At 55.0% G+C, this 24,277-nt stretch carries 25 protein-coding genes; all 25 read left to right on the top strand.

The genetic code is table 11. From position 1 onward, the window contains the following. Nucleotide 1: 1 nt before the first annotated feature. The 25 genes from D3P07_RS05935 to D3P07_RS06055 all read left to right on the top strand — a co-directional run bounded on the left by D3P07_RS05935 (nt 2) and on the right by D3P07_RS06055 (nt 24,254). On the top strand, nt 2–667 hold the full coding sequence (locus tag D3P07_RS05935; protein WP_119799185.1) for a helix-turn-helix transcriptional regulator: 666 nt from the start codon (nt 2–4) through the stop codon (nt 665–667). A 271-nt stretch (nt 668–938) separates the two neighbouring features. Next, the gene (locus tag D3P07_RS05940; RefSeq protein WP_119799186.1) at nt 939–1,394 is read left to right on the top strand and encodes a DUF948 domain-containing protein; all 456 of its coding nucleotides are present in this window, start codon (nt 939–941) and stop codon (nt 1,392–1,394) included. Between the two features lie 51 nt (nt 1,395–1,445). Then, nucleotides 1,446–1,844 carry a YtxH domain-containing protein gene (locus tag D3P07_RS05945; protein ID WP_119799187.1) on the top strand — a complete coding sequence of 133 codons (399 nt, stop codon included), beginning with the start codon at nt 1,446–1,448 and terminating at the stop codon, nt 1,842–1,844. 187 nt (nt 1,845–2,031) lie between these two features. Beyond that, on the top strand, nt 2,032–2,841 hold the full coding sequence (racE, locus tag D3P07_RS05950; RefSeq protein ID WP_119799188.1) for a glutamate racemase: 810 nt from the start codon (nt 2,032–2,034) through the stop codon (nt 2,839–2,841). Nucleotides 2,842–3,000: 159 nt separating this feature from the next. Continuing rightward, nucleotides 3,001–3,879, top strand: a complete 879-nt coding sequence (locus D3P07_RS05955; RefSeq protein ID WP_259391378.1) for a M14 family metallopeptidase — start codon at nt 3,001–3,003, stop codon at nt 3,877–3,879. A 139-nt stretch (nt 3,880–4,018) separates the two neighbouring features. Further along, a complete protein-coding gene (locus tag D3P07_RS05960) occupies nt 4,019–4,252 on the top strand; it encodes a hypothetical protein (RefSeq protein WP_119799189.1) in 234 nt (77 codons plus the stop codon). 50 nt (nt 4,253–4,302) lie between these two features. Then, nucleotides 4,303–4,605 carry an iron-sulfur cluster assembly accessory protein gene (locus D3P07_RS05965; RefSeq protein WP_119799980.1) on the top strand — a complete coding sequence of 101 codons (303 nt, stop codon included), beginning with the start codon at nt 4,303–4,305 and terminating at the stop codon, nt 4,603–4,605. Between the two features lie 41 nt (nt 4,606–4,646). Further along, on the top strand, nt 4,647–4,877 hold the full coding sequence (locus D3P07_RS05970) for a YuzB family protein (RefSeq protein WP_119799190.1): 231 nt from the start codon (nt 4,647–4,649) through the stop codon (nt 4,875–4,877). A 101-nt stretch (nt 4,878–4,978) separates the two neighbouring features. Continuing rightward, complete coding sequence (locus D3P07_RS05975) at nt 4,979–5,593, top strand: DUF3990 domain-containing protein (protein ID WP_119799191.1); 615 nt, start codon at nt 4,979–4,981, stop codon at nt 5,591–5,593. After that, on the top strand, nt 5,553–5,858 hold the full coding sequence (locus D3P07_RS05980) for a hypothetical protein (RefSeq protein WP_147384490.1): 306 nt from the start codon (nt 5,553–5,555) through the stop codon (nt 5,856–5,858). The genes D3P07_RS05975 and D3P07_RS05980 overlap by 41 nt, the downstream gene beginning before the upstream one ends. 142 nt (nt 5,859–6,000) lie before the next feature. Beyond that, nucleotides 6,001–7,380, top strand: a complete 1,380-nt coding sequence (locus D3P07_RS05985; RefSeq protein ID WP_119799193.1) for a PDZ domain-containing protein — start codon at nt 6,001–6,003, stop codon at nt 7,378–7,380. Between the two features lie 289 nt (nt 7,381–7,669). Continuing rightward, on the top strand, nt 7,670–9,076 hold the full coding sequence (locus D3P07_RS05990; protein WP_119799194.1) for an extracellular solute-binding protein: 1,407 nt from the start codon (nt 7,670–7,672) through the stop codon (nt 9,074–9,076). A 222-nt stretch (nt 9,077–9,298) separates the two neighbouring features. Continuing rightward, nucleotides 9,299–10,294 carry a zinc-dependent alcohol dehydrogenase gene (locus tag D3P07_RS05995; RefSeq protein WP_119799196.1) on the top strand — a complete coding sequence of 332 codons (996 nt, stop codon included), beginning with the start codon at nt 9,299–9,301 and terminating at the stop codon, nt 10,292–10,294. Nucleotides 10,295–10,314: 20 nt separating this feature from the next. After that, complete coding sequence (locus D3P07_RS06000; RefSeq protein WP_259391379.1) at nt 10,315–11,271, top strand: ABC transporter permease; 957 nt, start codon at nt 10,315–10,317, stop codon at nt 11,269–11,271. A gap of 24 nt (nt 11,272–11,295) precedes the next feature. After that, the gene (locus tag D3P07_RS06005; protein ID WP_119799198.1) at nt 11,296–12,183 is read left to right on the top strand and encodes a carbohydrate ABC transporter permease; all 888 of its coding nucleotides are present in this window, start codon (nt 11,296–11,298) and stop codon (nt 12,181–12,183) included. Nucleotides 12,184–12,324: 141 nt separating this feature from the next. After that, nucleotides 12,325–13,941, top strand: coding sequence for an extracellular solute-binding protein (locus D3P07_RS06010; RefSeq protein WP_119799200.1), 1,617 nt, complete (start codon nt 12,325–12,327; stop codon nt 13,939–13,941). Nucleotides 13,942–14,019: 78 nt separating this feature from the next. Further along, on the top strand, nt 14,020–16,095 hold the full coding sequence (locus D3P07_RS06015; protein WP_119799202.1) for a peptidase C14: 2,076 nt from the start codon (nt 14,020–14,022) through the stop codon (nt 16,093–16,095). A gap of 2 nt (nt 16,096–16,097) precedes the next feature. Continuing rightward, on the top strand, nt 16,098–16,754 hold the full coding sequence (locus D3P07_RS06020) for an RraA family protein (protein ID WP_119799204.1): 657 nt from the start codon (nt 16,098–16,100) through the stop codon (nt 16,752–16,754). A 27-nt stretch (nt 16,755–16,781) separates the two neighbouring features. Then, nucleotides 16,782–17,543 carry an SDR family NAD(P)-dependent oxidoreductase gene (locus tag D3P07_RS06025; RefSeq protein WP_119799206.1) on the top strand — a complete coding sequence of 254 codons (762 nt, stop codon included), beginning with the start codon at nt 16,782–16,784 and terminating at the stop codon, nt 17,541–17,543. Next, the gene (locus D3P07_RS06030) at nt 17,509–18,501 is read left to right on the top strand and encodes an SMP-30/gluconolactonase/LRE family protein (protein ID WP_182914201.1); all 993 of its coding nucleotides are present in this window, start codon (nt 17,509–17,511) and stop codon (nt 18,499–18,501) included. Before D3P07_RS06025 ends, D3P07_RS06030 begins: the two co-directional genes overlap by 35 nt. Nucleotides 18,502–18,520: 19 nt before the next feature. Continuing rightward, nucleotides 18,521–19,291 (top strand): SDR family NAD(P)-dependent oxidoreductase, encoded by a 771-nt coding sequence (locus D3P07_RS06035; RefSeq protein ID WP_119799208.1) that lies wholly within the window; start codon nt 18,521–18,523, stop codon nt 19,289–19,291. 178 nt (nt 19,292–19,469) lie between these two features. Next, a complete protein-coding gene (locus tag D3P07_RS06040) occupies nt 19,470–20,375 on the top strand; it encodes a fumarylacetoacetate hydrolase family protein (RefSeq protein WP_119799210.1) in 906 nt (301 codons plus the stop codon). Between the two features lie 11 nt (nt 20,376–20,386). Then, complete coding sequence (locus D3P07_RS06045; protein WP_119799211.1) at nt 20,387–21,223, top strand: amidohydrolase family protein; 837 nt, start codon at nt 20,387–20,389, stop codon at nt 21,221–21,223. A 31-nt stretch (nt 21,224–21,254) separates the two neighbouring features. Beyond that, nucleotides 21,255–22,979: an IlvD/Edd family dehydratase gene (locus tag D3P07_RS06050; protein ID WP_259391380.1), complete on the top strand. Its 1,725-nt coding sequence runs from the start codon at nt 21,255–21,257 to the stop codon at nt 22,977–22,979. A gap of 120 nt (nt 22,980–23,099) precedes the next feature. Further along, nucleotides 23,100–24,254 (top strand): GNAT family N-acetyltransferase, encoded by a 1,155-nt coding sequence (locus D3P07_RS06055; RefSeq protein ID WP_119799215.1) that lies wholly within the window; start codon nt 23,100–23,102, stop codon nt 24,252–24,254. Nucleotides 24,255–24,277: the final 23 nt, after the last annotated feature.

Genomic DNA, 24,277 nt, shown 5'->3' on the forward strand with positions numbered 1-24,277 from the left:
AATGGATAGCGACAGGCAAGGCGGGCGCGAATCGAAGCCCGCTCCTTCGACCCGGGAGCGCATTCTCCTGCTGATGAAGACAAGGGGCAGGATGAGCGCAAGCGAGCTTGCCGGCGAATTGAAGCTGACCGAGATGGCGATCAGGCGTCATATGTACGAGCTGGAGCATGCAGGCAGCGTTCAGACGGTGGCCGTTCGCCAGCCGATGGGAAGGCCGCTGCATAAGTTCGAGCTGACGGCCGTCGCAGACGACTTGTTCCCGAAGAACTACCATGCGCTGGCGCTCGATTTGCTGACGGAGCTGGATGAGGATCCCGAGACGGCCGGGTTGATCGATCGCATGTTTGAAGGCAGAATGCGCAAGCTGCGCGACCGCTTCTTGCCCCGGATGCAAGGCTTGGGCTTGGAGGAGCGCGTGCAAGCACTGGCCGCCATTCAGAATGAAGGCGGTTATATGGCGCAGGTTGAACGAGACAGCGAGGATCGGTTCACACTGCACGAATACAATTGTCCCATTACGGGAGTAGCAGGCAAGTATGAGCAGGCTTGCAGCTGCGAGCTTGCCTTGTTTCGCAGTTTGCTGGAGGTGCCCGTGGAACGGACGGAATGCCTGGCGAAAGGCGGCAGCCGTTGCAGCTATTCCATTGCCGGCAATTTGAGCTCCTAACGTGAATGACCCGACCCAATAGCATGATAAGGATGAAAGCTTGGCTGAGCAGCCAGGCTTTATTTGTCGTTTGGAGACATTCCAGGGGGAGCCAAGGATCTGAATAGTATTGAGGTCAGTCAACCGCTTGCTTAGAATTGTGCGAGGTGTTGTGTCAAGACGAGCCCACGCTGCTTATACTGTCATTACGAAGTAGGCATTCGTCTAGCCGCAAGGCGCCAAGGCAAAAGGTTGGGGCTACGATGGCGGTCTTAAGAGGAGGCGTTCGACCATGGCGGAATGGAGCGCGGTGGCAGCTGCCGCAGCATTCGTAGTCTTAGTGGCGGGATTATTGATCGGGCTTCGCATGATGCTGCGCAGGCTGGAGCAAGCGCAAGCGTCGGTGGAAGCGATGCAAGCCGACCTGCACCGGCTTTCAACTGAGATTGGGGCGGTGCTTCAGCCTGTGGAGCAGACGGCCAGAGGCGTGCAGCGGAGTTTGGAAGCGGCAGGAGGTCTGGTGCAAGCGGTTCGTCAAGTGAGCGGCACGGTCGAGAGAACGTCATCGGCTGTTGAGCGCGTTGCGACAACCCTGTCCGCGTCAGCCGTCAAGCACGCGGAACGCATTGCGACAAGCCGCCATCTGGATGAGGCGGCACAGTGGGCGGAGCTGGGATTGACGGCATGGCAGCTGTGGCAGTCCAGAAGCAAAGCGGATTCCAATCCCGATTCCCGCCCGAATGGCTGAATCAACAAGCCGAGACGAAGGGTACTCTAATGACGAAGGGAGCGATTATCGATGTCAACACGTAAAGACACAAAAGGATTTTTGCTGGGTGCGATAGCCGGAGGGGTTATCGGTTCCATTACGGCTTTGCTGTTCGCGCCGAAAGCAGGCAAGGAGCTGCGCCAGGATATTTCCACGGGGGCTCAGAAGGTAGGCGGCACGACAATCAAGGCAGCGAATAAGGTAGGCGAGACGACAGGCCGTATTGTGCGGGAGTTTGGCGATCAGGCGTCCACCATTGCAGGCAATGTCGTAAGCAGTGTAAAAGGCTTGCGGAAGCAGCCTGTGGATTCCGCAGCGATTGCGACCGTATCGGGCATCTCCTCTGAAATTTCGTCCGAGGAGTTCGTTGACGAAGCGATTGAGGCTGCTGTGGAAGCGGTAGAGGAAGCATCTTCCAAGCCGCTCTAAGACAATGGAGAAGACATAACGAAGAGCCGGCGCGGGTGGCAAGCGCTTGGCTCTTTGCCATATGCGGAGCTTCTTGAACCTTGTCCCTTTTTGCGATAAGATGTAGGTACGTTTTCGATGCCGGATTCATATGCTATTGTGTCTCGGAGTCGGATTCCATCATCTTGTTTAAGAAAGCGGTGTGTTTGTGCAGCAACCGATAGCGATACTAGATTCCGGCGTGGGCGGCCTTACGGTTGTTAAGGAAGTCATGCGCCAACTGCCGCGCGAGAAAATTATTTATTTCGGAGATACGGCGCGTACCCCGTATGGTCCGAGAACTCCTGAAGAAGTGACACGCTTTACTAGAGAAATCGTCGATTATTTGATACAGTTTCATCCGAAGATGATTGTTATTGCCTGCAATACCGCTACAGCGGTGGCGCTGGCGGACATTCGCTCCAGAGTCGCCATTCCGGTCGTAGGTGTTATTAATCCTGGCGCACGTGCAGCTATCGGAAGAACCAAGACGGGCTGTGTAGGTGTCATCGGAACGGAAGGCACAATCAAGAGCGGCGCTTACGAGCAAGCGCTGCGCGAGCTGTCGCCTCATGTACAGGTCGTCAGTGAAGCATGTCCGAAGTTTGTGCCGCTGGTGGAGCAGGGCAACTTCCGCTCGATCGAGACGTATGACGTCGTGAGGGATTCGATTTCCCATATGCGCACGTATCCGATCGATACACTCATTCTGGGATGTACGCATTATCCGTTCTTGACGGAAACGATCTCCGAGGTAATGGGGAGCGAAGTAAATCTGATCAGCTCCGCCGACGAGACGGCAAGAGAGATCAGCACCATTCTCCAAGACAAGCGCAAGCTGGCCCGGAATGACCAAGTGCCTGTTCATCAGTTTTTCTGCAGTGGAGATCCCGGCATGTTCAAGCTGATTGCGCAGCAATGGCTCGGCGAGCAAATTGAGCTGACACCGGTCGTCTGGCAAATTCCGAATATCGTATAAAGTCATTCTATTGAATCATTTATGCAATGCCAATAAAGAAACGAACAGCCGTCTCCGGTAGGGGCCGGCTTTTTCATTGGCGCCGTTCATTGATAGGACGCGCTTCCTTACGCATAGGATGAATAAAACCATCCTGGCGGGAGCGGAGGGAAAACGTTCGTGAATACAGATTACGGCTTCAGTGACATGATGCGAGAGGTACAGAGCTTGAGGATCATTAATCCGTTTGTAGGTGTCTATCAATACGGACAAAGCGTGTTCGGCCGCCCGCTTGTGGCACTATGCTGCGGCCGGGGCTCGCGGCTTGTCCATGTGAATGCTTCCTGCCATGCGAATGAATGGATCACGTCGGCATTGCTGATGCGATTCATGACGGAGCTCTCCGGCGCCTATGCCGAGGGAGAACGTTTAGGCGGAGAAGATGTTGTGGCATTGCTCGATACGGTGACGCTATGGGCGGCGCCGATGGTGAATCCGGACGGGGTAGAGCTCGTCCAAGGGAGATTCGACCACGCTCATCCGCATTATCGGACTTTGATGAAGTGGAACGGAGGACTTGAAGACTTCAGCGGCTGGAAAGCGAACATTCGCGGAGTGGATTTGAATGATCAATTCCCTGCCTTCTGGGAAGAGGAATGCAAGCGCAGGGAAGTGGTGTCCCCGGCCCCTAGAGACTACCCTGGAGCCCATCCGCTCTGCGAGCCGGAGGCGGCGGCGCTGGCAGAGCTAACGGATCGCCTCGGATTTCACGCCGTTGTAGCGCTTCATACCCAAGGCAGAGAGATTTATTGGAATTACCGTGATTTCGAGCCGCCGGAAGCCGAGTTGCTTGCAGACAGGCTCGGAGCCGCGAGCGGCTACGCGCCCATCAAGCTGAGCGGCAGCGATGCGGGCTACAAGGACTGGTTCATACACCGTTACCGGCGTCCGGGCTTTACGGTAGAGGCCGGCTACGGGGAGAATCCGCTCCCGGCTAGCGCTTTCGACTCCATCTATGCGGAGCTTCGGCCGCTGCTGCTGGAGTCTCTGAGACTGTAGTAGTGCAGCGGAGGCGCAAGCCACGATAGAAAGGCCGTTCCATGAGATGGCAGATTCTGATGGGACGGCCGATAGGAGAAAAGGGGAACGCTATGTTATAATGCTGTAAAATCGGGATTCACAGGAGTTGACGAGATGTATGCGCAAGCTGCTGTCGCTTAAGCATTGGCAAAAAACCTTTGCCCTTATTTTTCGATTACTGAAATCGAGGGATGTGCTTATCCGGGACAAGCTGCTGTTCCTTGTACCCGTTATCGTCTATTGGATCGTTCCGGATGTGCTGCCGCTTATTCCGATTGACGATATTGCTTTTACGATGATTGTTGCAGAATGGTTTGCCCGGAGAATGGGGACGAAGTATAATATAGAATAATGAATGAAGAACTTGTTGCCGAATGGGCAACGCAGAGGAGCTGGGTAGGCATGAAATGCAAAATTTCCCGCAATGCGGCGAAGATGATAAAGCTTGAGCTGGAGAAGGAAGAGAATGAAAGCAAGCTGCTGCGCGTTTATGTGACGCATGCGCATGGCGACCACGCGCATTACGGCATGGGAATCGACACACCAACGGATAAGGACGTCGTAGTATCGACGGACAAGGATATCGATGTGATTTTGGAGAAGGGCAATGAATTTCTCGACGGTATCCGCATAGACTACTTCTACGTGCCGGAAGAGGGCTTCGCGATTACGAATCCGTCCAAGGGCAACCACGGAGATCATTAAGCACCGCTTTGCAGGCGATGGGGAATGGGACGATAATCATAATGGCTACCAACGATATTAAAGTATGTGAAAAGTGCAAGCATATGAAGATGAAGACTGCGCTCGCCAAGCTGGAGAAGCTTGCTCCTCAGGCGGAGATCAGCCAAGTCACTTGCAAATCCTATTGCGGGCCTTGCGCCCGCTATGCCTTCGTGTTTATTAACGGACGGTATGTGAAGGGTGCAACAGAGGATGAAGCGATCGAGAAGGCGCTGACGTATTTGAAGTCATAATAGTTATTCCATACAACCATACAACAAACCAACGATGAACCCAACAACCAAGACGCTGTTGGGTTTTTTATTGATCGCAACGAACAGGGAAGGAGCATAGGATGGATATAAAGACACCGCAGCTGCTGTATCACGGGACGACTGGCTCTACCGTAGAGTCATTCCGCAGCAAGCTGCTTCAATCGGCTTATTGGCGGCCCGGCAAGGATTTTGGGGAAGGCTTCTATACGACGATATCCATCGCCCAGGCAAGACGATGGGCGCATAAGACGGCGAAGGAAGCTTGGGATGGCGGCAAGCCTTGCGTGCTGGTTGTCGAGCTGTCCAGCATACCAGGCGATATCGAGCCGCTGCTGTTCTTGTCGGATTCTCCCGCCTGGGCTTCATTCGTCTACAGCCATAGGAAGCAGAATGCGAAAGGTGATGATCCGTGCGCTGTACATCCAGATATCATTATTGGTCCGATGGCGGACAATGACACTGGAAAAATCGTACATAAAGGCGTACAATTAAAGAAAGACGATCATTGGTTCTACGATCAAATCACCCGGTCCCAAAAGGGGCGCAAGCTTGACGCCTTGAAGCTGGGCAACCAGGTTGTATTCGGTTCCGAGCGATGGGAGTCACATCTTGTCTTATTGGGTTATTATATTTATACGAGAGGAAGGTGGTTGTATGGCGACGCCGGGGACGAGAGTGAGATTAAGCGCGTATGAGCGGGGCATAGCCGAGGCACTGGTCCAAGGGTGGAATTACGAGCCGTTAGCCGCCCGTGAGCTGGTAGTCGAATACATCAAGGTGATTCGCAGATTAGGCGGATATGAGCCGTGCACCCATTATGCGGCGCTAATCGATCGGGCCAAGCGCGCCGGACATACGCCTTCCATGTGGATACAACGCATCGTGGACATCGAGCAAGGCGAAGCAATGGATCGCGGCATCGGAGAAGAGCAGAGCCGCCATTACTTGCAGAGCAAGTAGAAGCAGCCGATGCGGCTGCCGGTACGCGAATGCGGACATAAAGGGAAGACAAGGGGACGTGCGCAGCTTGCTACACGTTCCGCTTGTCTTTTTTTGTGAAGAGGACAAGCAAGGGAAACCATCGCAATCGGGAGGCTTCAAGGTGAAAAAGGGTTATCGTACGGGCAGTCGATTTTATTATGCCGGATTTATTATCGCAATCTGCAGCTTGATTGCGGCAGAACTGATATGGATACCAGCTCCGCTTAGAACGGGAGGGGGCGTGTTGTGGATTGAAATGATCAATTGGCTTTATTATGTGCTGGCCCTTATCCCGCTTAGCTGGGCGTTAGGCGCGGGCCGGATGCTTCTCTTAACTCCAAGGCTTATGATTCGCAGTCTGAGAGTTGCTATTACCGTGGTTAATCTGGTGCTTGCGGGATTGCTTATCGCGGAGGCTTCGATAACAACGCTGCTGGCCGTTCTGACGGCAGCTGCTGTTCTCGTCATCATCGACATGCTGGTTAGCGGTCGGATGGAGCGAGGGCGTGCGCCTTGGCGAACAATCATTTGGATTGCTGCAATGGCATTGATTCTTGGCATCCTGCTTGTGCCCACAGGCTATAGCGTGACCTATCCAGGCATGACGCTGGATATGAACCGCTACGCGCATGTTCAGGGAGGAGCCGAGGGCGGGGAGATCGAGGGTGTGCTCGTATTCGATAGGCCAGCCGTATTAGCGGACAGGCTGTACGGCTGGTTGTTCCCGCAATATGACTTCTTGCCGGTTCCGAAGGACGAACCTCCGCTGTCGGAGACGTATGCGCAGGTAATCGCCATGAAAACCGATGCCAACCGGGTTGCTGCGGCAATTGCCATGGAGAAGGCCGGCATCGGCAAAGGAGTTGTTCCGGATGGCATCCGAATTGTTGCAATCGTGAAGGACAGCCCTGCAGACGGCTTGCTGCAAGCAGGAGATATTGTAGATGCCGTGAACGGCAATGAGATGCGCAGGGTAGAGGAAATGATCTCGTATATGACAGAAAGCGTGAAGCCCGGCGATCAAGTGGATTTAACGGTCAGAAGAGCGGGCGCGACTGTCTCCGTCACAGTCCGTACCGTTCCGTCGGATCAAGAGGCGACGCGGGCAGTGTTCGGCGTATCCGTACAGACGGAGCCAAAGCTTGACACGCCTAGATCTATTGACTTTCATGAGTATATCGCCCATCTAGGCGGACCTTCGCATGGCGCGATGCTTACGCTTGCTTTTATCGATCAGCTGGTTGAGGGCGGCGTAACGGGAGGGCTGCGGGTAGCCGGAACGGGAACGATCGAGACGGATGGATCGATTGGCATGGTCGGCGGAATCCCCCAGAAGGCTTATGCGGTAAGCCGGACGGATGCCGATGTGTTTTTTGTGCCCATAGAGGGAGAGCAGGCAGCCAGAAGCGCGGCGCCTGACCTGCGAATTGTTGCGGTAAGTAACATTGATGAAGTGCTGGAATGGCTGCAGGAGCATAAAAGTGAAGCCCAAGGGAAATGATCGCTTTATGAGGGGTTGTTCAAAAAGTCGTCTATTGATCACGAAGCATGTCCAAGATGCTTATTCGGCATCGAATCTTGCGTTCACCTTCGAATTCCGGTGCTCATGTAGGGTTGGCCTACACTCTGCTTCTCCTACTTCAGGTTCTCGTAACCTTCCCTGATGCTGAATACCCGACTTTTTGAACACGTACGATAAGGGGGACATTCGTCTGATAGAGTTGACATCCCATGTAAAATAGTTAACAATGATTCTGATGTCTATGTTTGAACCAATAGGAGAAATATACATGAGTCATAAATTAGAACGAGCATCCTTTCAGGAGCGGCTGGATCATTTCGTTAATGTCATTCGCACGGAAATTGTGAACGGAATTAGGGAAGAGGGCACGTACCTGCCTGCCGAGAGCGCGCTTGCGAAGCAATTCGAGCTGAGCAACAAGTCGATAAGGAAAGGGCTGGAGCAGCTCGTTGAGGAAGGGCTGATCGTCAAGATCGACCGGGTCGGCAGTATGGTTACGCCGAGGGCGAAGGAGACGATTACAATCAACTTCGGCTGTCCTATCAGCTTGACGACGGACTTCATGATGGACGATCTCATTGCGGCGTTCTCGAAGCGCAATCCAGGCATTCATGTGCGCCGCATATCGCTTAACCATATTAGCTATTCGCAATCCGCCGAGGAAATGATGGCGAACGGCTTGCTTGATGTCGTCGCGTTCAACAGTCCGCAGTTCCAGGAATGGACGGAGGGAGGGCTCACTTCGCTGCTGGAGCCGCAAGCGTCCGACGAGCGGCTGTACCGAATCGCAGAGGAAGCCTTTTTGCATGACGGAATGCTGTACGCGAAGCCGGTCTCCTTTTCGCCGGTCGTCTTATGCTACAACAAGCAGCACTTCGCGGGGGCAGGCATTGATGCGCCGGACAGCTATTGGACCTGGCAGGACTTGATGGATGCAGCAGCCAAGCTCTCGGAATCGCGCGGGAAGCCGGGCATCTATTTCCTGCCGACCTCCGAGAATCGCTATTCGGTCTTCTTGCTGCAAGGCGCGGGGAGTAATAGAGGAAGCGAGAAGGCTGAAGGGCTGCTCGACGGCTTGTTGACGCTGAACCGCCTGATCGAGAACCGCACCATCTTCCCGAATTATTGGGCACACGGCAATGACGAGACGATTCAGCTGTTCGTCGAGGGACAGGTGTCCATTATCCTGTGCACGTATTTCAATCTCAATGAATTCGCCCATTCGACGATGGACTACGACATCTGTCCGCTGCCTGTTCTGCGCAGGGGCGACCCTCAGCGCACGCTGCTGCTGTCGATCGGCATGTCGGTCGTGAAGCAGTCCAAGGTGAAGGAGGCGGCTCGTCGCTTTGTCGACTTCCTGTCCTCGGAGGAAGCTCAAGGCATGATTCGGGACAAGACGATGAGTATACCGGCACGCAAGGAGTCTGCCAGCCGCTTAGCGGGCGGCGCGCTTAGATTGCCCTCCAGGTATGCCATGTTCAGGGAGCTGCAGCCTTCCTTCGCGTATCACAGCGATCTGGGCATACCGATGAAGGACTTAAGGAAGATTACCAAGTGGCTGAAGGAATACTGGTCGAATATGATCGACGCCTCCGAGCTTAGCGGCAAGCTGCTGGAGCTGGGTTCCGAAGCGCATAAAAGCGGACAGCCCGCAGGCATGTCCGAACGATAGATCAGGCATAGAACCGTCCAAGCATAGAGGCTTGGGCGGTTTTTTTGTTGACTTATATGTACGCGCTTTCAACTTCTTGAGTATTCAGAAAAATAGTTGTTGACGGTTTCATAAAAGCGGGATTATAATCAATACATCAGAAGTACATCAGTGATGTATTTTAGAATGAAATTATTGGTAATTATCAATCACTAGTAAATCAGAATGGAGCGGAATGCATCTATGCGAGCGATTAAGAGCCGAAATGGCACTGCGGTCGTTGTCGATCTTCCTGAACCGGAGATCAAGCCGCAGTATGTCAAAGTGAAAATTCAATATTCCTCCGTCAGCATCGGCACAGAGCTCCTGATGATCCGGACGAATCCGGAAGCGGCGCTGGGCTACAGCGCGGCCGGGGTCGTCCTTCAAGTAGGAGAAGGCGTCACGCATGTGAGGCCGGGTGACCGGGTCGCTTGCTACGGCACGCCAGCTCACCGGGAAGTGATGCTCTCGCCGAAACATCTGGCTGTGAAAATTCCGGATGGCGTGTCCATGCAGGAAGCGGCATTCTCGGGAATCGGAGCCATTGCGATTCACGCTCTACGGCAAGCGGATCTGACCTTCGGCGAATCCGTTGTCGTACAAGGCGTAGGCATTCTGGGACAAATTATCGCGGCGATCGCTCATGCATCGAACTTCCGCGTCATTGGCCTCGACCCTATTGCCGAGCGCAGGGAGAAGCTGCTGGAGGCGGGAATCAGGTACGCGTACAAGAGCGCCGATGAGATTAGCGAGTCGCTTAAGATTGCCACTATCGGCGGGAAAGGCGCAGATGCCGTGCTTGTATGCGCCAGCAACCGCAGCCATAGCCATATCGATACGGCTATCGGCTGGCTTCGGGACCGGGGCAAGATCGTCGTCGTCGGTGATACGGGCTGCGACTTCAACCGGGACTTGCTGTTCGCGAAGGAAGCAAGCGTTCACATCTCGCGGGCAGGCGGCCCAGGGCGCTACGAAGCCGATTATGAGCAGCTTGGATTCGATTATCCGATCGGATACATCAGATGGACAGAGGGGCGCAACATCGGGGACTTCCTGCGGATGATCGACGAGAGAAGAATTGATATTGCTTCCTTAATTACGGATGAAGTTTCCTTCGAAGCTCTTCCTGAGCTTTATGAACGATACGAGCGCGAGCCGAACAAGATGCTGGGAATCGTCGTTCGATTCCATGACTAACGGGAGGAGTGAAAGCGCTTATGCGAGAGATGGCGAGCACCGCCAAGGCGGCTAAGCGGCCGGAAGGATCGCGCCCGAAGTGGATTAGGACGTTCCTCCGCTACCGGTGGCTCTATCTGTTCATGGTGCCGGGTCTGCTGTACTACCTCATCTTCCATTACGTGCCGATGTTCGGGCTTGTCGTCGCCTTCCAGGACTACAACCTGATGAAGGGCATATGGGGGAGCCCATGGGTAGGCTTTGACAATTTCAGAACAGTCTTCTCATCACCGGACTTTCTCGTCCTGATGAAGAACACGATTATCTTGAGCGTCTACCGGATCGTGTTCAATATGTTTCCCGATTTGATTCTGGCGCTGATGCTGAACGAGATTCGGGTGCGCTGGTTCAAAAAGTGGATTCAGACGCTGACCTACGGTCCCCACTTCCTGTCGTGGATTATCGTATACGGCATTGTGTTTTCCTTCTTCGCACCGGGCTCCGGCCTCATCACGAACTTCATCCGCGATCTGGGCTGGACGCCAATCGATGTCCTGACTAGCTCGGAATGGTTCCGGACTTTGCTGCTAAGCACGGATATATGGAAGAGTACGGGCTACGGGGCCATCATTTATTTGGCCGCGCTGGCGGGCATCAACAACGAGCTGTATGAATCCGCTGCCATTGACGGGGCGGGGCGCTGGAAGCAGATGTGGCATATTACGCTGCCGGGCGTGCGGGATGTCTTCATCCTGCTGATTATTCTGCGGCTGGGCAATATTCTTGATGCCGGCTTCGAGCAAGTTTACATTTTCTTGAATGTACGCGTTTACGATGTTGGAGACATATTGGATACCTGGATTTTCAGAAGGGGTATTGAGCAGCTTGATTTTAGTGTTCCTGCAGCGGTTGGCGTCTTTAAATCCATCATCGGATTTGTGCTCGTCATCCTGGCGAACAAGCTGGCCAAGCGCTTCGGAGGGTCGGGCATATGGTAATGAAATGGCTGGAGGTGGTGGAGCATGCCGTTCCTGTTCAAAAAATCGCTGTCTGACCGTGTGGCGGATGGAATTATCTACCTGGTGCTTGCGCTATTCGGTATTGCGACCCTGTTCCCGATTTACTACGTATTTGTCGTATCGATTACGCCATATACAGAAGTGCTCAAAAACGGCGGGTTCCTGCTTATACCGAAAACAATTACATTTGACGCTTTCCAGGCAATTTTCAGCAGCGGAGTAGTGCCGCGCGCTTTGCAAATTACGGTATTCATTACCGTGTGCGGCACAGTGCTGAACCTGCTTGTTACGACGCTGCTTGCGTACCCGCTTTCAAAGAAATTTTTGCCGGGACGGAATCCCGTCCTGCTTGCGCTGATCTTCACGATGCTGTTCTCGGGCGGTCTGATTCCGACCTTCCTGACCGTCAAGGCGGTTGGCCTGATGAATACGCTCTGGGCGCTTATTATCCCGGGTTTGGTCTCGACCTTTAACCTGTTGATTATGAAAACCTACTTTGAATCGCTGCCGCCGGAGATAGAAGAGGCGGCCAAGGTAGACGGCTGCGGCGATGCGCGGACCTTGATGTCCATTGTACTTCCGCTGTCGATGCCGATCATGGCGACGCTGGGCTTGTTCTACGGCGTCAACCACTGGAACGCTTATTTTGGCGGCATCATGTATCTGAACGACCGGGAGCTCTACCCGCTTCAGGTCGTGCTGCGCAACATGATTATTACGCCGAGCGTAAGCCAGGAGCTGGCCGTTCCGCAAACTCAGCTGAGTGCGCTGCCTCCTGAATCTATCAAGATGGCGACGGTTGTCGTCGCGATTGTTCCGGTCCTTATCGTGTATCCTTTTCTTCAAAAATATTTCATTAAAGGGATGCTGCTTGGAGCTGTAAAGGGGTAATGACATCAAGAAAGCAGATGAAGGGGGAATGTCCGGGCGCCTACGCGCGATTCTTCTATTAGAGAGAGACAAGAGCAGTGCCGCAGTAAGGAAAGAGCAGAAACCTTGAAACCTAACTCAACCTTTAGGAGGTCATGCAACATGAAAGGAACCAAATCATTATTATTGGTGCTTATGGCAATCATCCTTACACTGACAGCATGCAGCGGCAACAACAAGTCGAATGAGGAGCCTTCCTCGCAGCCATCCTCGAATACCGGAGGCGAGACATCCGAGCCGGAACGGGAGAAGATCAAGCTGAACTGGTTCGTGACCGCTTCGGCCGATGCGATTCTTCCGAAGGGCGACCAGGACTTTGTGAAAGCCGCGATCGATGAGAAGTTCAACGTCGACCTGAAGATCAACTACATGCCGTTCGGCCAGGACTACCAGAACAAACTGAACTCCATGGTAGCCTCCAGCGACATCCCGGATGTATTTTTCATCGACGGCATTTCCTCCAACCAGTACATCAAGGACGGCATTGCGCGCGATATGACGGGCATCGTCACGCCTGAGAATATGCCGAACTACTTCAAGTATTGGGTAAGCGAAGACGCGCTTCCGAAGTATCAGGTACAGGGCCAGTTCGCCAGAGCGCCGATTCCATTTGAGAAGTATTTCTACCGCTCCTACTATATCCGCCAAGACTGGCTGGATAAGCTTGGTCTGCCTATGCCGAAATCGTATGACGAGATGGTCAGTGTAATGCAGGCCTTCACGAACGACGATCCGGACGGCAATAGCAAAAAAGATACTTACGGCTTCACCGCCTTCGGCAACGGCACGAACATGTCGCTTGAATTCCCGACTTACGTCAAAAACGGCTTGTTCGGCGACTTCAATATTGTAGGCGACGAATTTATCGATACCCGTACCGATCTGAGAATGCAGCAGGTGCTGGAGGATACGAAAGCGCTGATTGGCTCGGGCGTCGTAGATCCGGACTGGCTGCTGAACAAAAACGGCCAGCAAATCGAAAAAGCGGTTCAAGGCAAAGTCGGCATCATTCTCGGCTTCGGCAAAAACCTGGCCTTCGACAACAACCCTGAAGGCTTGCAGATGAAAACAAAAGAAGTAACAGGCAACGCTGACGCGAACTGGATGCCGTTCGATCCGTTCGCGGAAACCGGTACGTATATCGATCCGGTGCCAGGCAATCCGTTCCTGCTAAGCTCCAAGTCATCGGAAGATGCGATCAACCGTTCCGTGGAAATTCTGGATTGGCTTGCGGGAGAAGAAGGCTTCCTGCTGACGCACTACGGCCGCGAAGGAAGCGAATATACGCGTGAAGGCTCGACTATCACGCTGAATCAAGACGCGATCAAATCCAATATCACAGATAACGGCAACTTCCTGTCGGTCTACAACTGGTTCACGCCAATCTCTGGTCCGGAGGAATTCGGCGTTATCGTAGCCGATCCGAACATAACCGACCGCGACCGCGCGATCGTAGAAACGATCACGTCCTATAAGATCGTTCCTTCTGTTGGCACTAGCATGGTCGTCAAGGAAGGCATGGACCTCGGCGCGCTGCGCGCCAGAATGAACGAGCTTCAAGTCAAGATTATCTATGACGAGAAGGATGCGTCCAACTGGCCGAAATACCGCGAAGAGCTCATGACCAAATACGGCGGCAAAGAAATCTTTGAATTCTACGCAGAACAAGTAACGGAAGCAAGAGGACAATCCGTTGCGTTCAAAGCGGACAATAGCTAATGGAATAGAGGGAGATGGAGAGTCGCGATATGCCGGCTCTCCTCTCTCTATCCGCATAAGGGAGAAGGAGGCTTCATCATGGACTACAATACCGGAGCATCCATGGTCCGGGTACCGACGGTCAAGGCTCTGAAGGCGCTGCCGGAGGCGTGCAGGATTCCGGGAGGCTCCGTCTGGGTTGAAGGTTATGAGGAGGCGGGAGACGCGGGAGCCAAGCTGGTGTATTGGTCGCCGGCATGCAGGACCCCGGATAATGGCGGAACCGTCCACGCGCCTGCGGACGGAGGAGAAGGACGGTGGCAGGTCAGACATGACGGGGTAGGGCGCTTCAGCTGGTTCGGACATTTCGATGCCGACCGGGCAGCGGACGACGCCTTGGACGCCATGGTGAACGATCCTGCCATCCGTCGGATCGAGGCAGGCTCGGATTTGCGTTTTGTGAAGCGCCATCAATTCGGCCGAAGCCGCATAGAGCTGGATTTTGGCGGCTTCTCGGTCTATACGGAAGGCATGGAGGATGCGCCTGACAATGATCCTTTTGCCGCGCTTCTATTGTTCAGGGGCCATCTAACCGGCGCGGAGCAGACAATCCGGCTGACGGAGCCGCTCGCGGAGATGGATGAAAGATTTCCGGTTGCCGATACGGAAGCGTTCACGGCAGGGGATTGGTGGATCGTCCGCTGCGACCGTCTGAGCGGCGGGGCGGAGCGCGAGCTAGAGAAGATGCTGCGGGTAACCGAGGTGCTGGATGACGGGCGTGTGCGATTCGATTATAAAAATGGCTGGAGGCTGGAAGCCGGACGGGAGATCAGCTACCGCAAGGTGGAGCCGGTCGTCGGAGCAAGCGTACGCCGCATGAAATTCCACGGGGCGGGTACGACGATGGCTGAGGGCTCTCATCCGGTAGCCTACGAGTTTGCAGCGGAATGCCATGTCTCAGACATTGACGCTTACCGTACATTCTGGCCCGTCATTATGCGGCGCTACTGCTCTCACTATGTGACGGAGCGGTGCAAGCTGACCAATCCCGTCGAGGTGCTGATCGGCGGCACAGGCTACTTGACGCAGCAAATCTATTGCTTGTACGGAGTTGTAAGAGACTGTCTTACAAGCAATGGCAGACACTTGAACGATTTTACGGGTTCCGCTTACGGCTATGTGGAGAATTGTCATGCCGACGGCGATGATCTGGGCGCGTTCGTGACGCATGGCCAATATGAGCATGACCTGACGTATGTGGGCAATTCCGGGCTAATGTCCTTTGCCAACAGCGGTCCAACTTGGGGGGAGAGCGCCAAGCGGATTACCGTAAAGCAGCATGTCGGCTCCTGGTTCATCGCCCATCGGAAGGTGACGGATCTGACGCTGGAGGATGTGCATGTGTTCAAGCGGGACGGGGTCGAGAATTCGTCCAATACCGGCTCGTTCTGGCTCAATGCAGACGGCGTACAGATGAAGAACTGCACGGCGGAGGCAATGGTCCGGTTCGTGCAGGTATCGGATCGCTCTGCAAGGCCGAATGTGGCGGAGAACTGCTCCTTTACCATTACGAAGGGACGAAGGCTGTCGCATGAGGGGGTTGAAGGCAAGCTGCAATTCGTAAGATGCCGCTTCCACGGCCTGGACGGGAATCGCTTTGAAGGCAAGGGCGAGCTGAGCTTCCGCGATTGCCAGTGGCAGGGAACAAGCGAGCAGTCCGATACAATGACCTTAGCAAGCTCAAGCTTCAGCTTCGTAGGCGGCAGTATGGACAACACAGGCGTCAAGGTGGTTGGTGCGGGAGCTAAGCGAATCGAGGTAGCTGGCGGCGCGCGGTTAAACGGCACCAATGCGGTCAAGGCATTTTTGATACGGGAAGCGCCCGGCGGAGAACAAGGAACAACGGAGTGGCGGTTGACGGGCTATGCAAGCCGGGCATCCGATAGCGAGACGGCGCATGTCCAGCTAATCGGACCGTCCCATGCATATGTGGCAAACGGCGTCACGTTCGAGGGCGGCCGCTTTCATTGCCCCGACGATGCGTTCGAGGGCGGCGGCTATATGCTGCACAAGGATAATATCGAGCTGAATGTCAGCCGCGAGGTCATGCCGGCCGAACGAAGCGGCGTTCAGCACGCAGATCATAATATGAACATCACTACTGGAGGGTATTGAACATGAACGATCAACAACTTTTTGAGCAAATGGAGTCTTTGCTATACGCGGCGGTAATCTCCGACACACTGGATGAGCTGGGTTACCGCAATCAAGTCATGCGCGAAAATATTAATCCGATTGTCAACGATTGGGTAGTGGCAGGCCGTGCAAAAACAATCCTGTCTGTGGACGTGCACTATGTGCCGGAAGACCCGTATGCGAAAGAAATAGAAGCGGTAGACAGCGTGAAGCCAAACGAAGTGGTCATCGGCTGTACGAATGAGTCCAAGCAGAATGGGCTATGGGGCGAGCTGTTATCCACCGCTTCGAAGATGCGCGGCGCAAGAGGTGCGATCGTGGACGGCTTGATCCGCGATACAAAAAAAATCGAAGAGCTGGGCTTCCCGGTATTCGCAACCGGCACGAAGCCGGTCGACTCGCAGGGCAGAGGGCTGGTCATCGACTATGATATTCCCGTTCTGTGCGGCGGTGTTATGGTGCATCCAGGCGATGTGATCTTCGGAGACCGGGACGGTGTTGTCGTAATCCCTCAAGCGCTGGTGGATGACGTGTTCAAGCGCGCAATGGATAAGGTAACACGCGAGAATCATACGCGCGACGAGCTGCTGCAGGGCCGCACGCTGCGTGAAGTGTATGACAAATACGGCGTGCTGTAAAAAGCGCTGGCGAAGGGGCGAACCGGCATGAGGCTGCAAGGAAAAAGAGCGGTAGTGACAGGCGCCGCGCGCGGCATCGGTCTTGCGATCGCCGAGCGGTTCCTGCAAGAAGGCGCAAGTGTCGTGCTGATTGACCGGGACGGCGGCGAATTGGAGGCTGCGCTTCAAAGCTTGGCTGCCTACGATGGGCGTGTTGCGGCGGAGGTTTGCGATCTGCGGAGCCTTCCGGAGCTGGAGCATGCGGCTGTATCCGCGTTCGGCCGATTCGGCGGGGTTGATATTCTGGTCAACAACGCCGGAATCGCCTTCCGCGAGCCGTTCATGAGCATCTCGATGGAGCGGTGGGAGGCCGTATTTGACGTCAATGTACGAGCCGTATTCCGACTGGGACAACTGGCTTCCGAATGCATGGCGAGGCAGGGGACGGGGGGCGTCATTCTTAATACGAGCTCCAAGAACGGACTGTCCGCTAGCGGCGAGCTTGCCCATTACAATGCGTCGAAGGCAGCGGTAATCCTCCTGACAGAATCGATGGCGGTGGAGCTGGCCGGCTTCGGCATCCGTGTCAACGCGGTTGCGCCGGGCTTCGTCGATACGCCGCTCGATCGCAAGCTGCGTGAAGAGAACGGCCTGCCGGCGTATTCGGAGCATACTCCGATGAAGCGCGGGGGCAGCGTGAGGGAGATTGCGAATGCTTTTCTGTTCCTCGCATCGGACGAAGCGTCCTATATTACGGGCACGACGCTGCGAGTGGATGGAGGACATTTGGCGAACGGCAGCGAATTGTGAGGTAGCCGCAAAGCCGACTATCAACCTTGTCCGGTTGGCTGGAAGCAGCGGACAGCATGAGCAAGGGAGATGGATAAGTGTGAAAATCAACTTGAACCTGATACTGGATGCAAAAGCTTCATTAGGGGAAGGCCCGCATTGGGATCATGAGACAAAGCAATTATATTTTGTAGATATTGAAGGGAAAGCGGTGCATGTCTTTCATACCGTCTCGCATGCCCATGAGCTGCATCGCTTTGAGAAACGGGTCAGCTCCGTAATTCCAGCGACGGATGACTCGCTTATAGTGACGCTGGATGACGGGATATACAGGTATTACCCTCATTCCGGGGAGCTGGAAGCGATCGCGCATATCGAAGCGGATATGCCGGACAACCGGTTTAATGATGCCAAATGCGATCCTGCCGGCAGACTTTGGGCGGGGACGATGAGCATAGGCCACGCCAAGGATCAAGGCAGCCTCTACAGGCTGGAGCGATGCAGCGAGCCTGTGCGCGTCGTAACCGGCGTAGGCTGCTCCAACGGCCTCGCTTGGGATGAGAGCAAGGGATGCATGTACTATATCGATACGTTAAAGCTTGGGGTAGACCGATTCCGTTACCATAGCGGCACTGCCGAAATCAGCGGGCGCGAGACGGTGATTGAATGGCCGCCTGCAGAAGGTTATCCCGACGGCATGACGATAGACAACGAGGGCATGCTCTGGATTGCGCATTGGGGCGGCGGCAAAGTGTCGCGCTTCGATCCCGATACCGGCAAGCGGCTGGCGGAGATCGAAGTGCCAGCGCTTTACGTTACGTCCTGCGTATTCGGCGGCGAACGCCTTGATGAATTATATATAACGACGGCGAGAGTCGTCCTGTCGGAAGACGAGCATGCCTTATATCCTCATGCAGGCGGCGTCTTTATGGCGAAGCCAGGCGTGAGGGGGACGCCTTCCAGACGATTCGTGCTTTAACAACAAGGAGGCATTGGTTATGCGCTTGAAAGACAAGGTTGCGATTATTACCGGCTCCGGCTCCGGCATCGGGCGAAGCTCAGCTCTGCTCTTCGCTTCGGAAGGAGCGGCTGTTGTCATCGCGGATCTGGATCGCGAGAGAGGGCAGCAAGCAGCCGATGAGATCACGGCATTAGGCGGCAAGGCGATCCATGTGACATGCGACGTGACGGAGCAAGAGGCGGCTAGGGGGTTGGCGGCAGCTGCGATAGCTGCTTACGGCCAAATTGATGTGCTGTTCAACAATGCGGGAATCAGCCATGTCGGCGCGCTGCATGAGGTGGAGCCGGATGCGTGGGACCGCGTCATACGCGTTAACGTGCGCGGCGTATACCTGACGGCTGCTGCCGTCTTGCCATATATGATGGAGAGCCGGTCGGGCTCGATCATTAATATGTCATCCAGCATTGCAGAGATGGGCGTCTCCGCAAGAGCAGTGTACACAGCCTCCAAGGGTGCTGTTCTCTCGCTCACGAAAGCGATGCAGGTCGATTACGCGCCATACGGCATACGCGTCAACGCGCTGCTGCCAGGCACGATCATGACCCCTTTCGTAGAGGGATACTTGAGCCGTTCCGCCGACCCGGAAGCTGCGAAGGCTTCGATCAAGCGAAGGCAGCTGAGCGGAGAGCTCGGCCGTCCTGAGGATGTGGCCCATGCGGCGCTGTTCCTCGCTTCCGATGAATCGCGCTTTGTGATGGGCTCGCCGTTTTATGTGGATGGAGGTCTTGTTTTCGGCAAAAACGCATAGCTGCGGCAAAGCTCTGATGGTAAGTTGGTTCCAGATAAGATCAACGAATCAGGTTTAGCTTTAAGGCGCATTGACGACCTTGCAAGCTTAAATCATGAGTTTTCGAGTCAGCCGGGCATTCCTATATCAGACTTATTTGCAGTACAGCCTACGGTGAAAGGAAAGGAGAAGGTCAACGATGAAACTGATGACTTTTATGAAGGATGGGGTATACCGGACAGGGGTGAAAACGGAGGAAGGCGTGCTCGATTTGGCTGCAGCGGTACAAGGCAGCACATCGGGCGAGCCGCTGCCGACCACCGTAAGAGAAGTGATCGCAGGCGGAGACAGCACTCGTGAAGCGGTAGAGGCGTTCATCGCACAATTGAAGTCGGACAGTCCGGAGCAATACCGCGCCTATTTGAATCACGAAGAAGAGCTAACCATCGGCCCATGCGTTACCGATCCCGAGAAGCTGATCTGCATCGGGCTCAACTACCGCAAGCATGCGGAGGAATCCAACATGCCGATTCCGGCATACCCGATATTGTTTAACAAATTCAACAACACGCTGAACGGGCATGGCAGCGACGTTCCGCTGCCAAGGACATCAAGCGAGGTGGATTACGAAGCGGAGCTCGGCATTGTCATCGGGCGCACAGCCAAGTATGTAAGCGAAGAGGACGCCCTGGATTATGTATACGGCTATTGCACGGCGAATGACTTGTCGGCGCGCGACTTGCAAATGCGCACGAGCCAGTGGCTGGCGGGCAAATCCTGTGATGGATTCTCGCCAATCGGCCCTTACCTCGTATCCGCAGACGAAGTGGGCGATCCCAATGCGCTTGCGATTAGCTGCACGGTGAACGGCGAGCTTCGCCAAAGCTCCAATACATCGGATATGATCTTCAATTGCAAGCAAATCATCAGCTATGTCTCCCATTGCATGACGCTCAAGCCAGGCGACATCATCCTGACAGGGACGCCGGAAGGCGTCGTGCTGGGATACCCGCCAGAGAAGCGCGTCTACCTGAAGGACGGAGATGTCGTAACCGTGTCCATTGAGAAGCTGGGTGCGATCACGAATCGCATGGTCAGCGAATAGGGGGATCGGTTATGATCTTCGACAGCCACACCCATCTGTTCGGCCCCGGCATGTGCAGCGGCCCCACTGAAGCGGCCATCAAGCGCGCATGGGGACCGGATATGGAAATACTGGCGACACCCGAGATGCATGAGGAGGCGACTGCCGGCTGCAGCGGCTCTATTGTACTGGCGATGGCGGCTTATGCTACAGGTCTGGTCGTCCCAAACGAATACGTCGCGGAGTATTGCGCCAAGGACAGCGGCAGACGCTTCGGGTTTGCCAGTGTCGACCCCAATGACCCAGACGCAGTCGTCAAGTTCGAGACGGCCATCAGAGAGCTGAATTTGAAGGGCCTCAAGCTCGGGCCGATCTACCAAAACTTTTATCCCGACGCGAAGGAGCATTTCCCTCTCTATGCAAAAGCCGAAGAGCTGGGCGTGCCGATCCTGTGGCATCAAGGCACCTCGTTTGTGCCGGAGGGCTATCTGGACGCCTCGCGCCCGGCAATGCTGGACCCGATTGCGCGAGCTTTCCCTAAGCTGAAGATGATTGTGGCGCATATGGGCCACCCGTGGATCGATGAGTGCATTTCGCTTGTCCGCAAGCACCCGAACTTATATATGGATGTTTCCGCGCTCGGCAGCAGGCCGTGGCAATTTTACAATGCGCTCGTATCCGCTCAGGAATATGGCTCGGTGCACAAGATTTTATTTGGCTCGGACTATCCGTTTTTTACGCCTGACCGGATGATCGATGCCCTGCGCAGCATCAATGAGCAGGTGGAAGGCACGAAGCTGCCGCGCGTATTGGATGAGACGGTCGAATCGATTCTGCATCGCGATACGCCGACCATTCTTGGGTTTTAACAGACACGGAGCATACAGGAGGAGAATGGCAGTGAAGAGTGAGAGCTATTTTGGCGAAAAGGACTTGTGGGGATTCATTCATCGCTCGTTCACCAAATCAATGGGCTACACCGAAGACGATCTTCGCAAGCCGGTCATCGGCATATGCAATACATTTAGCGAGCTGAACAAATGCCATTCCCACTTTAATGAGCTCGTCGATTACGTCAAGCGGGGCGTCTGGCAGGCAGGCGGCCTGCCGATGGAATTCCCGACGATCTCGATCGGCGAGCCGTATGTGAAGCCGACGACGATGCTGCTGCGCAACCTGATGGCGATGGATACGGAAGAGATGATGAAGGCGCATCCGATCGACGGCGTCGTCCTGATCGGCGGCTGCGACAAGACGGTTCCCGCCCAGCTGATGGCTGCGGCAAGCGCGAATATTCCGTCTATCGTCCTGACGGGCGGTCCGATGCTGAACGGTCGCCTGCAAGGCCGCAGCCTCGGCGCTTGCACGGACTGCTACGGCTTTACGCTGGAGCATAAGGCGGGCAACCTGTCCGATGAGGAGCTGGCAACGGCGGAGAATTCCGTCTGCCGCAGCGACGGCCATTGCATGGTCATGGGGACGGCGAGTACGATGGCGTCCATTGCGGAAGCGATCGGCATGGCACTGCCTGGCTGCGCGGCTATTCCGGCTCCGGACAGCCGCCGCAGACATATCTCCGAAGCGACCGGCAAGCAGATTGTAGAGCTGGTGCGCCGGAATATCCGCCCGCGCGATATTATGACGATGGATGCGCTGGAGAATGCTATTCGCATTACGATGGCGAGCGGCGGCTCGACTAATGCGATTATCCACCTCGTCGCCATTGCTGGACGGCTGGGATTCAAGCTGCCGCTGGAGACGTTCGACCGGATTAGCGCAGAGACGCCTTTCCTGCTGAACCTGCGCCCTTCGGGCAAATACCAGATGGAGGAATACTTCGAAGCTGGCGGCGTTCCGGCCTTGATGAAGGAACTGGAGCCGCTGCTGCATGGAGACTGTCTGACCGTTACGGGCAAGACGATGAAGGAAAATCTGGCGACAGAGCCGCGTACATGGAACGCAGATGTCATCCGTCCGATGATCGAGCCGCTGGATTCACAGGGCGGAATCGCCGTGCTGAAGGGCAATCTGGCGCCGAACGGCGCCTTGATCAAGCAGACGGCTGTTTCCCCGCATTTAAAGAAGCATAAGGGGAAAGCGGTCGTCTTCGACAGCCCGGAGGACCTCGCTGCGCGAATCGACGATCCGAGCCTGGATGTGGACGAAAACAGCGTGCTCGTGCTGAAGAACGCCGGACCGAAAGGCGCGCCGGCTATGCCGGAGATTGGACAGATTCCGATTCCGGCAAAGCTGCTGAAGCAAGGCGTCCGCGACATGGTCCGCATCTCGGATGCGCGGATCAGCGGCACGTCCTACGGGGCGCTGATCGTGCATGTCTCGCCGGAGGCGGCAGTGGGCGGTACGCTTGCGCTTGTTGAGTCCGGCGATGAGATTGAACTGGACATCGAGGCAAAGCGTCTGCAGCTTCATGTGGCTGAGGAAGAGCTCGCGATTAGAAGAAGCGGCTGGACGGCGCCGAAGCCTCATTACGACCGTGGCTATGGCCTTCTGTTCCACGAGCGGGTACTGCAAGCCCATCTGGGCTGCGACTTCGACTTCCTGCTGCCCCCGGACCTTCGCGGGGAGCTGCTGCGCGAGGAAGCGGACAGCATCAAAAAAGGTTAGCCAATATGGAAGGAATTAGTATTAGATTGTAAGGGTGATATATAAGAAGTCAGGTATAAGGCGGCTGCAAGTGAGGGGCAAGATATAACCATCAAGACCGTACAAGAAGGAGTCGATGGTATGGACATTCGTGCGATGAAGAGGGAGGATCTCAAGGAAGCGGCTGTCCTTGCCAATCGGATATTCAGAGAGCCGGGACATTCGTCGATGGCGGACGCCTTCCCGCCGATCTTCTCTGGAGCATACCAGAGCTCGCTAGGCCTATATGTGGACGGCAAGCTGGTCGCTTTTATGGGGCTGGTGCCTCATCTGCTGAGGATTGGCAAAGCGGAGGTTCCGATGTTTGCGCTAGGGTCGGTATGTACGGACCCGGAGCATCAAGGCAAGGGCTACGCCGGCTTGCTGCTGGATCATATATTCGCGCATATGGAGGCATCCGGGGCTTCTCTCTTATATGTATCAGGGGCGGGTAAGCTTTACGCACGCAACGGCTGCAAGTCTTTTGGATCTACGAGAAAATACCGGCTGCATGCAGGTATGGCTTCTATGGATTCAGCAACGGCATCAGCCGAAGGCATCCATATCCGTGAGGCTGTGGAGAGCGATCGCTTCCAGCTTCATAACTTATACAAGGAGACCACCGTCAGATATGAGCGCAGCCTCTTAGAGACAGGCGTGTTAATGCAAGCGGAGGCGATAGCGGGCATCTATATGCTGGAGCATCGAGTGCTTGTGGCTTTCCTTGACGAGCGCATTATCGCTTATGCGGTGCTGGCGGTGAGAGGCAACCACATGAATGATGCGGTACCCTTTATGGTCGAGGGAGCGGGCGACGCCGGCGCTTTGGAACAATTGCTGCTTCATGCACTTAGAACCGGAATAGCCGAAGAGCTGGAAGTCACTATCCCTTGGCATGAGCATGAATGGAGAAAGACGCTTGATCGCTATCCATACGCGGATGGCGCTCAGTCCGGCACGATACGGATCGTGAGCCCGGAGCGTTTCTGGAGGAGCATAACCCCATATATGGAGGAGATCGATGACGAAGCAGCGAGTCAGATTTCCGTGCATAATATGGCGGTTCCTTCCGGCGAGGATAGAGCTGTTCGGCTGAAAGTGGGTCAAGCAGAATTGACGCTGACTCAGAATGAATGGATATCGCTGCTGTTCGATGATGCATGGGACATACCGTCGATTACAGAGGAGCAAGGGGCAATACTGAAGCGATTGCTGCCGATTCCGACACCCTATCCGGCTGGTTTGAATTTTGTGTAGGCTGCTTTACAAGTTGAACGAAT

Source organism: Paenibacillus sp. 1011MAR3C5 (assembly GCF_003591485.1).
In the GTDB taxonomy this organism is placed as follows: domain Bacteria; phylum Bacillota; class Bacilli; order Paenibacillales; family Paenibacillaceae; genus Pristimantibacillus.

What these genes read in the sequence shown, in the direction of transcription:
- D3P07_RS05935 (WP_119799185.1), top strand. Translation starts at nt 2, where the DNA reads ATGGATAGCGACAGGCAAGGCGGGCGCGAATCGAAGCCCGCTCCTTCG.
- D3P07_RS05940 (WP_119799186.1), top strand. Translation starts at nt 939, where the DNA reads ATGGCGGAATGGAGCGCGGTGGCAGCTGCCGCAGCATTCGTAGTCTTA.
- D3P07_RS05945 (WP_119799187.1), top strand. Translation starts at nt 1,446, where the DNA reads ATGTCAACACGTAAAGACACAAAAGGATTTTTGCTGGGTGCGATAGCC.
- D3P07_RS05960 (WP_119799189.1), top strand. Translation starts at nt 4,019, where the DNA reads ATGCGCAAGCTGCTGTCGCTTAAGCATTGGCAAAAAACCTTTGCCCTT.
- D3P07_RS05965 (WP_119799980.1), top strand. Translation starts at nt 4,303, where the DNA reads ATGAAATGCAAAATTTCCCGCAATGCGGCGAAGATGATAAAGCTTGAG.
- D3P07_RS05970 (WP_119799190.1), top strand. Translation starts at nt 4,647, where the DNA reads ATGGCTACCAACGATATTAAAGTATGTGAAAAGTGCAAGCATATGAAG.
- D3P07_RS05975 (WP_119799191.1), top strand. Translation starts at nt 4,979, where the DNA reads ATGGATATAAAGACACCGCAGCTGCTGTATCACGGGACGACTGGCTCT.
- D3P07_RS05980 (WP_147384490.1), top strand. Translation starts at nt 5,553, where the DNA reads ATGGCGACGCCGGGGACGAGAGTGAGATTAAGCGCGTATGAGCGGGGC.
- D3P07_RS05990 (WP_119799194.1), top strand. Translation starts at nt 7,670, where the DNA reads ATGAGTCATAAATTAGAACGAGCATCCTTTCAGGAGCGGCTGGATCAT.
- D3P07_RS05995 (WP_119799196.1), top strand. Translation starts at nt 9,299, where the DNA reads ATGCGAGCGATTAAGAGCCGAAATGGCACTGCGGTCGTTGTCGATCTT.
- D3P07_RS06000 (WP_259391379.1), top strand. Translation starts at nt 10,315, where the DNA reads ATGCGAGAGATGGCGAGCACCGCCAAGGCGGCTAAGCGGCCGGAAGGA.
- D3P07_RS06005 (WP_119799198.1), top strand. Translation starts at nt 11,296, where the DNA reads ATGCCGTTCCTGTTCAAAAAATCGCTGTCTGACCGTGTGGCGGATGGA.
- D3P07_RS06010 (WP_119799200.1), top strand. Translation starts at nt 12,325, where the DNA reads ATGAAAGGAACCAAATCATTATTATTGGTGCTTATGGCAATCATCCTT.
- D3P07_RS06015 (WP_119799202.1), top strand. Translation starts at nt 14,020, where the DNA reads ATGGACTACAATACCGGAGCATCCATGGTCCGGGTACCGACGGTCAAG.
- D3P07_RS06020 (WP_119799204.1), top strand. Translation starts at nt 16,098, where the DNA reads ATGAACGATCAACAACTTTTTGAGCAAATGGAGTCTTTGCTATACGCG.
- D3P07_RS06025 (WP_119799206.1), top strand. Translation starts at nt 16,782, where the DNA reads ATGAGGCTGCAAGGAAAAAGAGCGGTAGTGACAGGCGCCGCGCGCGGC.
- D3P07_RS06030 (WP_182914201.1), top strand. Translation starts at nt 17,509, where the DNA reads ATGGAGGACATTTGGCGAACGGCAGCGAATTGTGAGGTAGCCGCAAAG.
- D3P07_RS06035 (WP_119799208.1), top strand. Translation starts at nt 18,521, where the DNA reads ATGCGCTTGAAAGACAAGGTTGCGATTATTACCGGCTCCGGCTCCGGC.
- D3P07_RS06040 (WP_119799210.1), top strand. Translation starts at nt 19,470, where the DNA reads ATGAAACTGATGACTTTTATGAAGGATGGGGTATACCGGACAGGGGTG.
- D3P07_RS06045 (WP_119799211.1), top strand. Translation starts at nt 20,387, where the DNA reads ATGATCTTCGACAGCCACACCCATCTGTTCGGCCCCGGCATGTGCAGC.
- D3P07_RS06055 (WP_119799215.1), top strand. Translation starts at nt 23,100, where the DNA reads ATGGACATTCGTGCGATGAAGAGGGAGGATCTCAAGGAAGCGGCTGTC.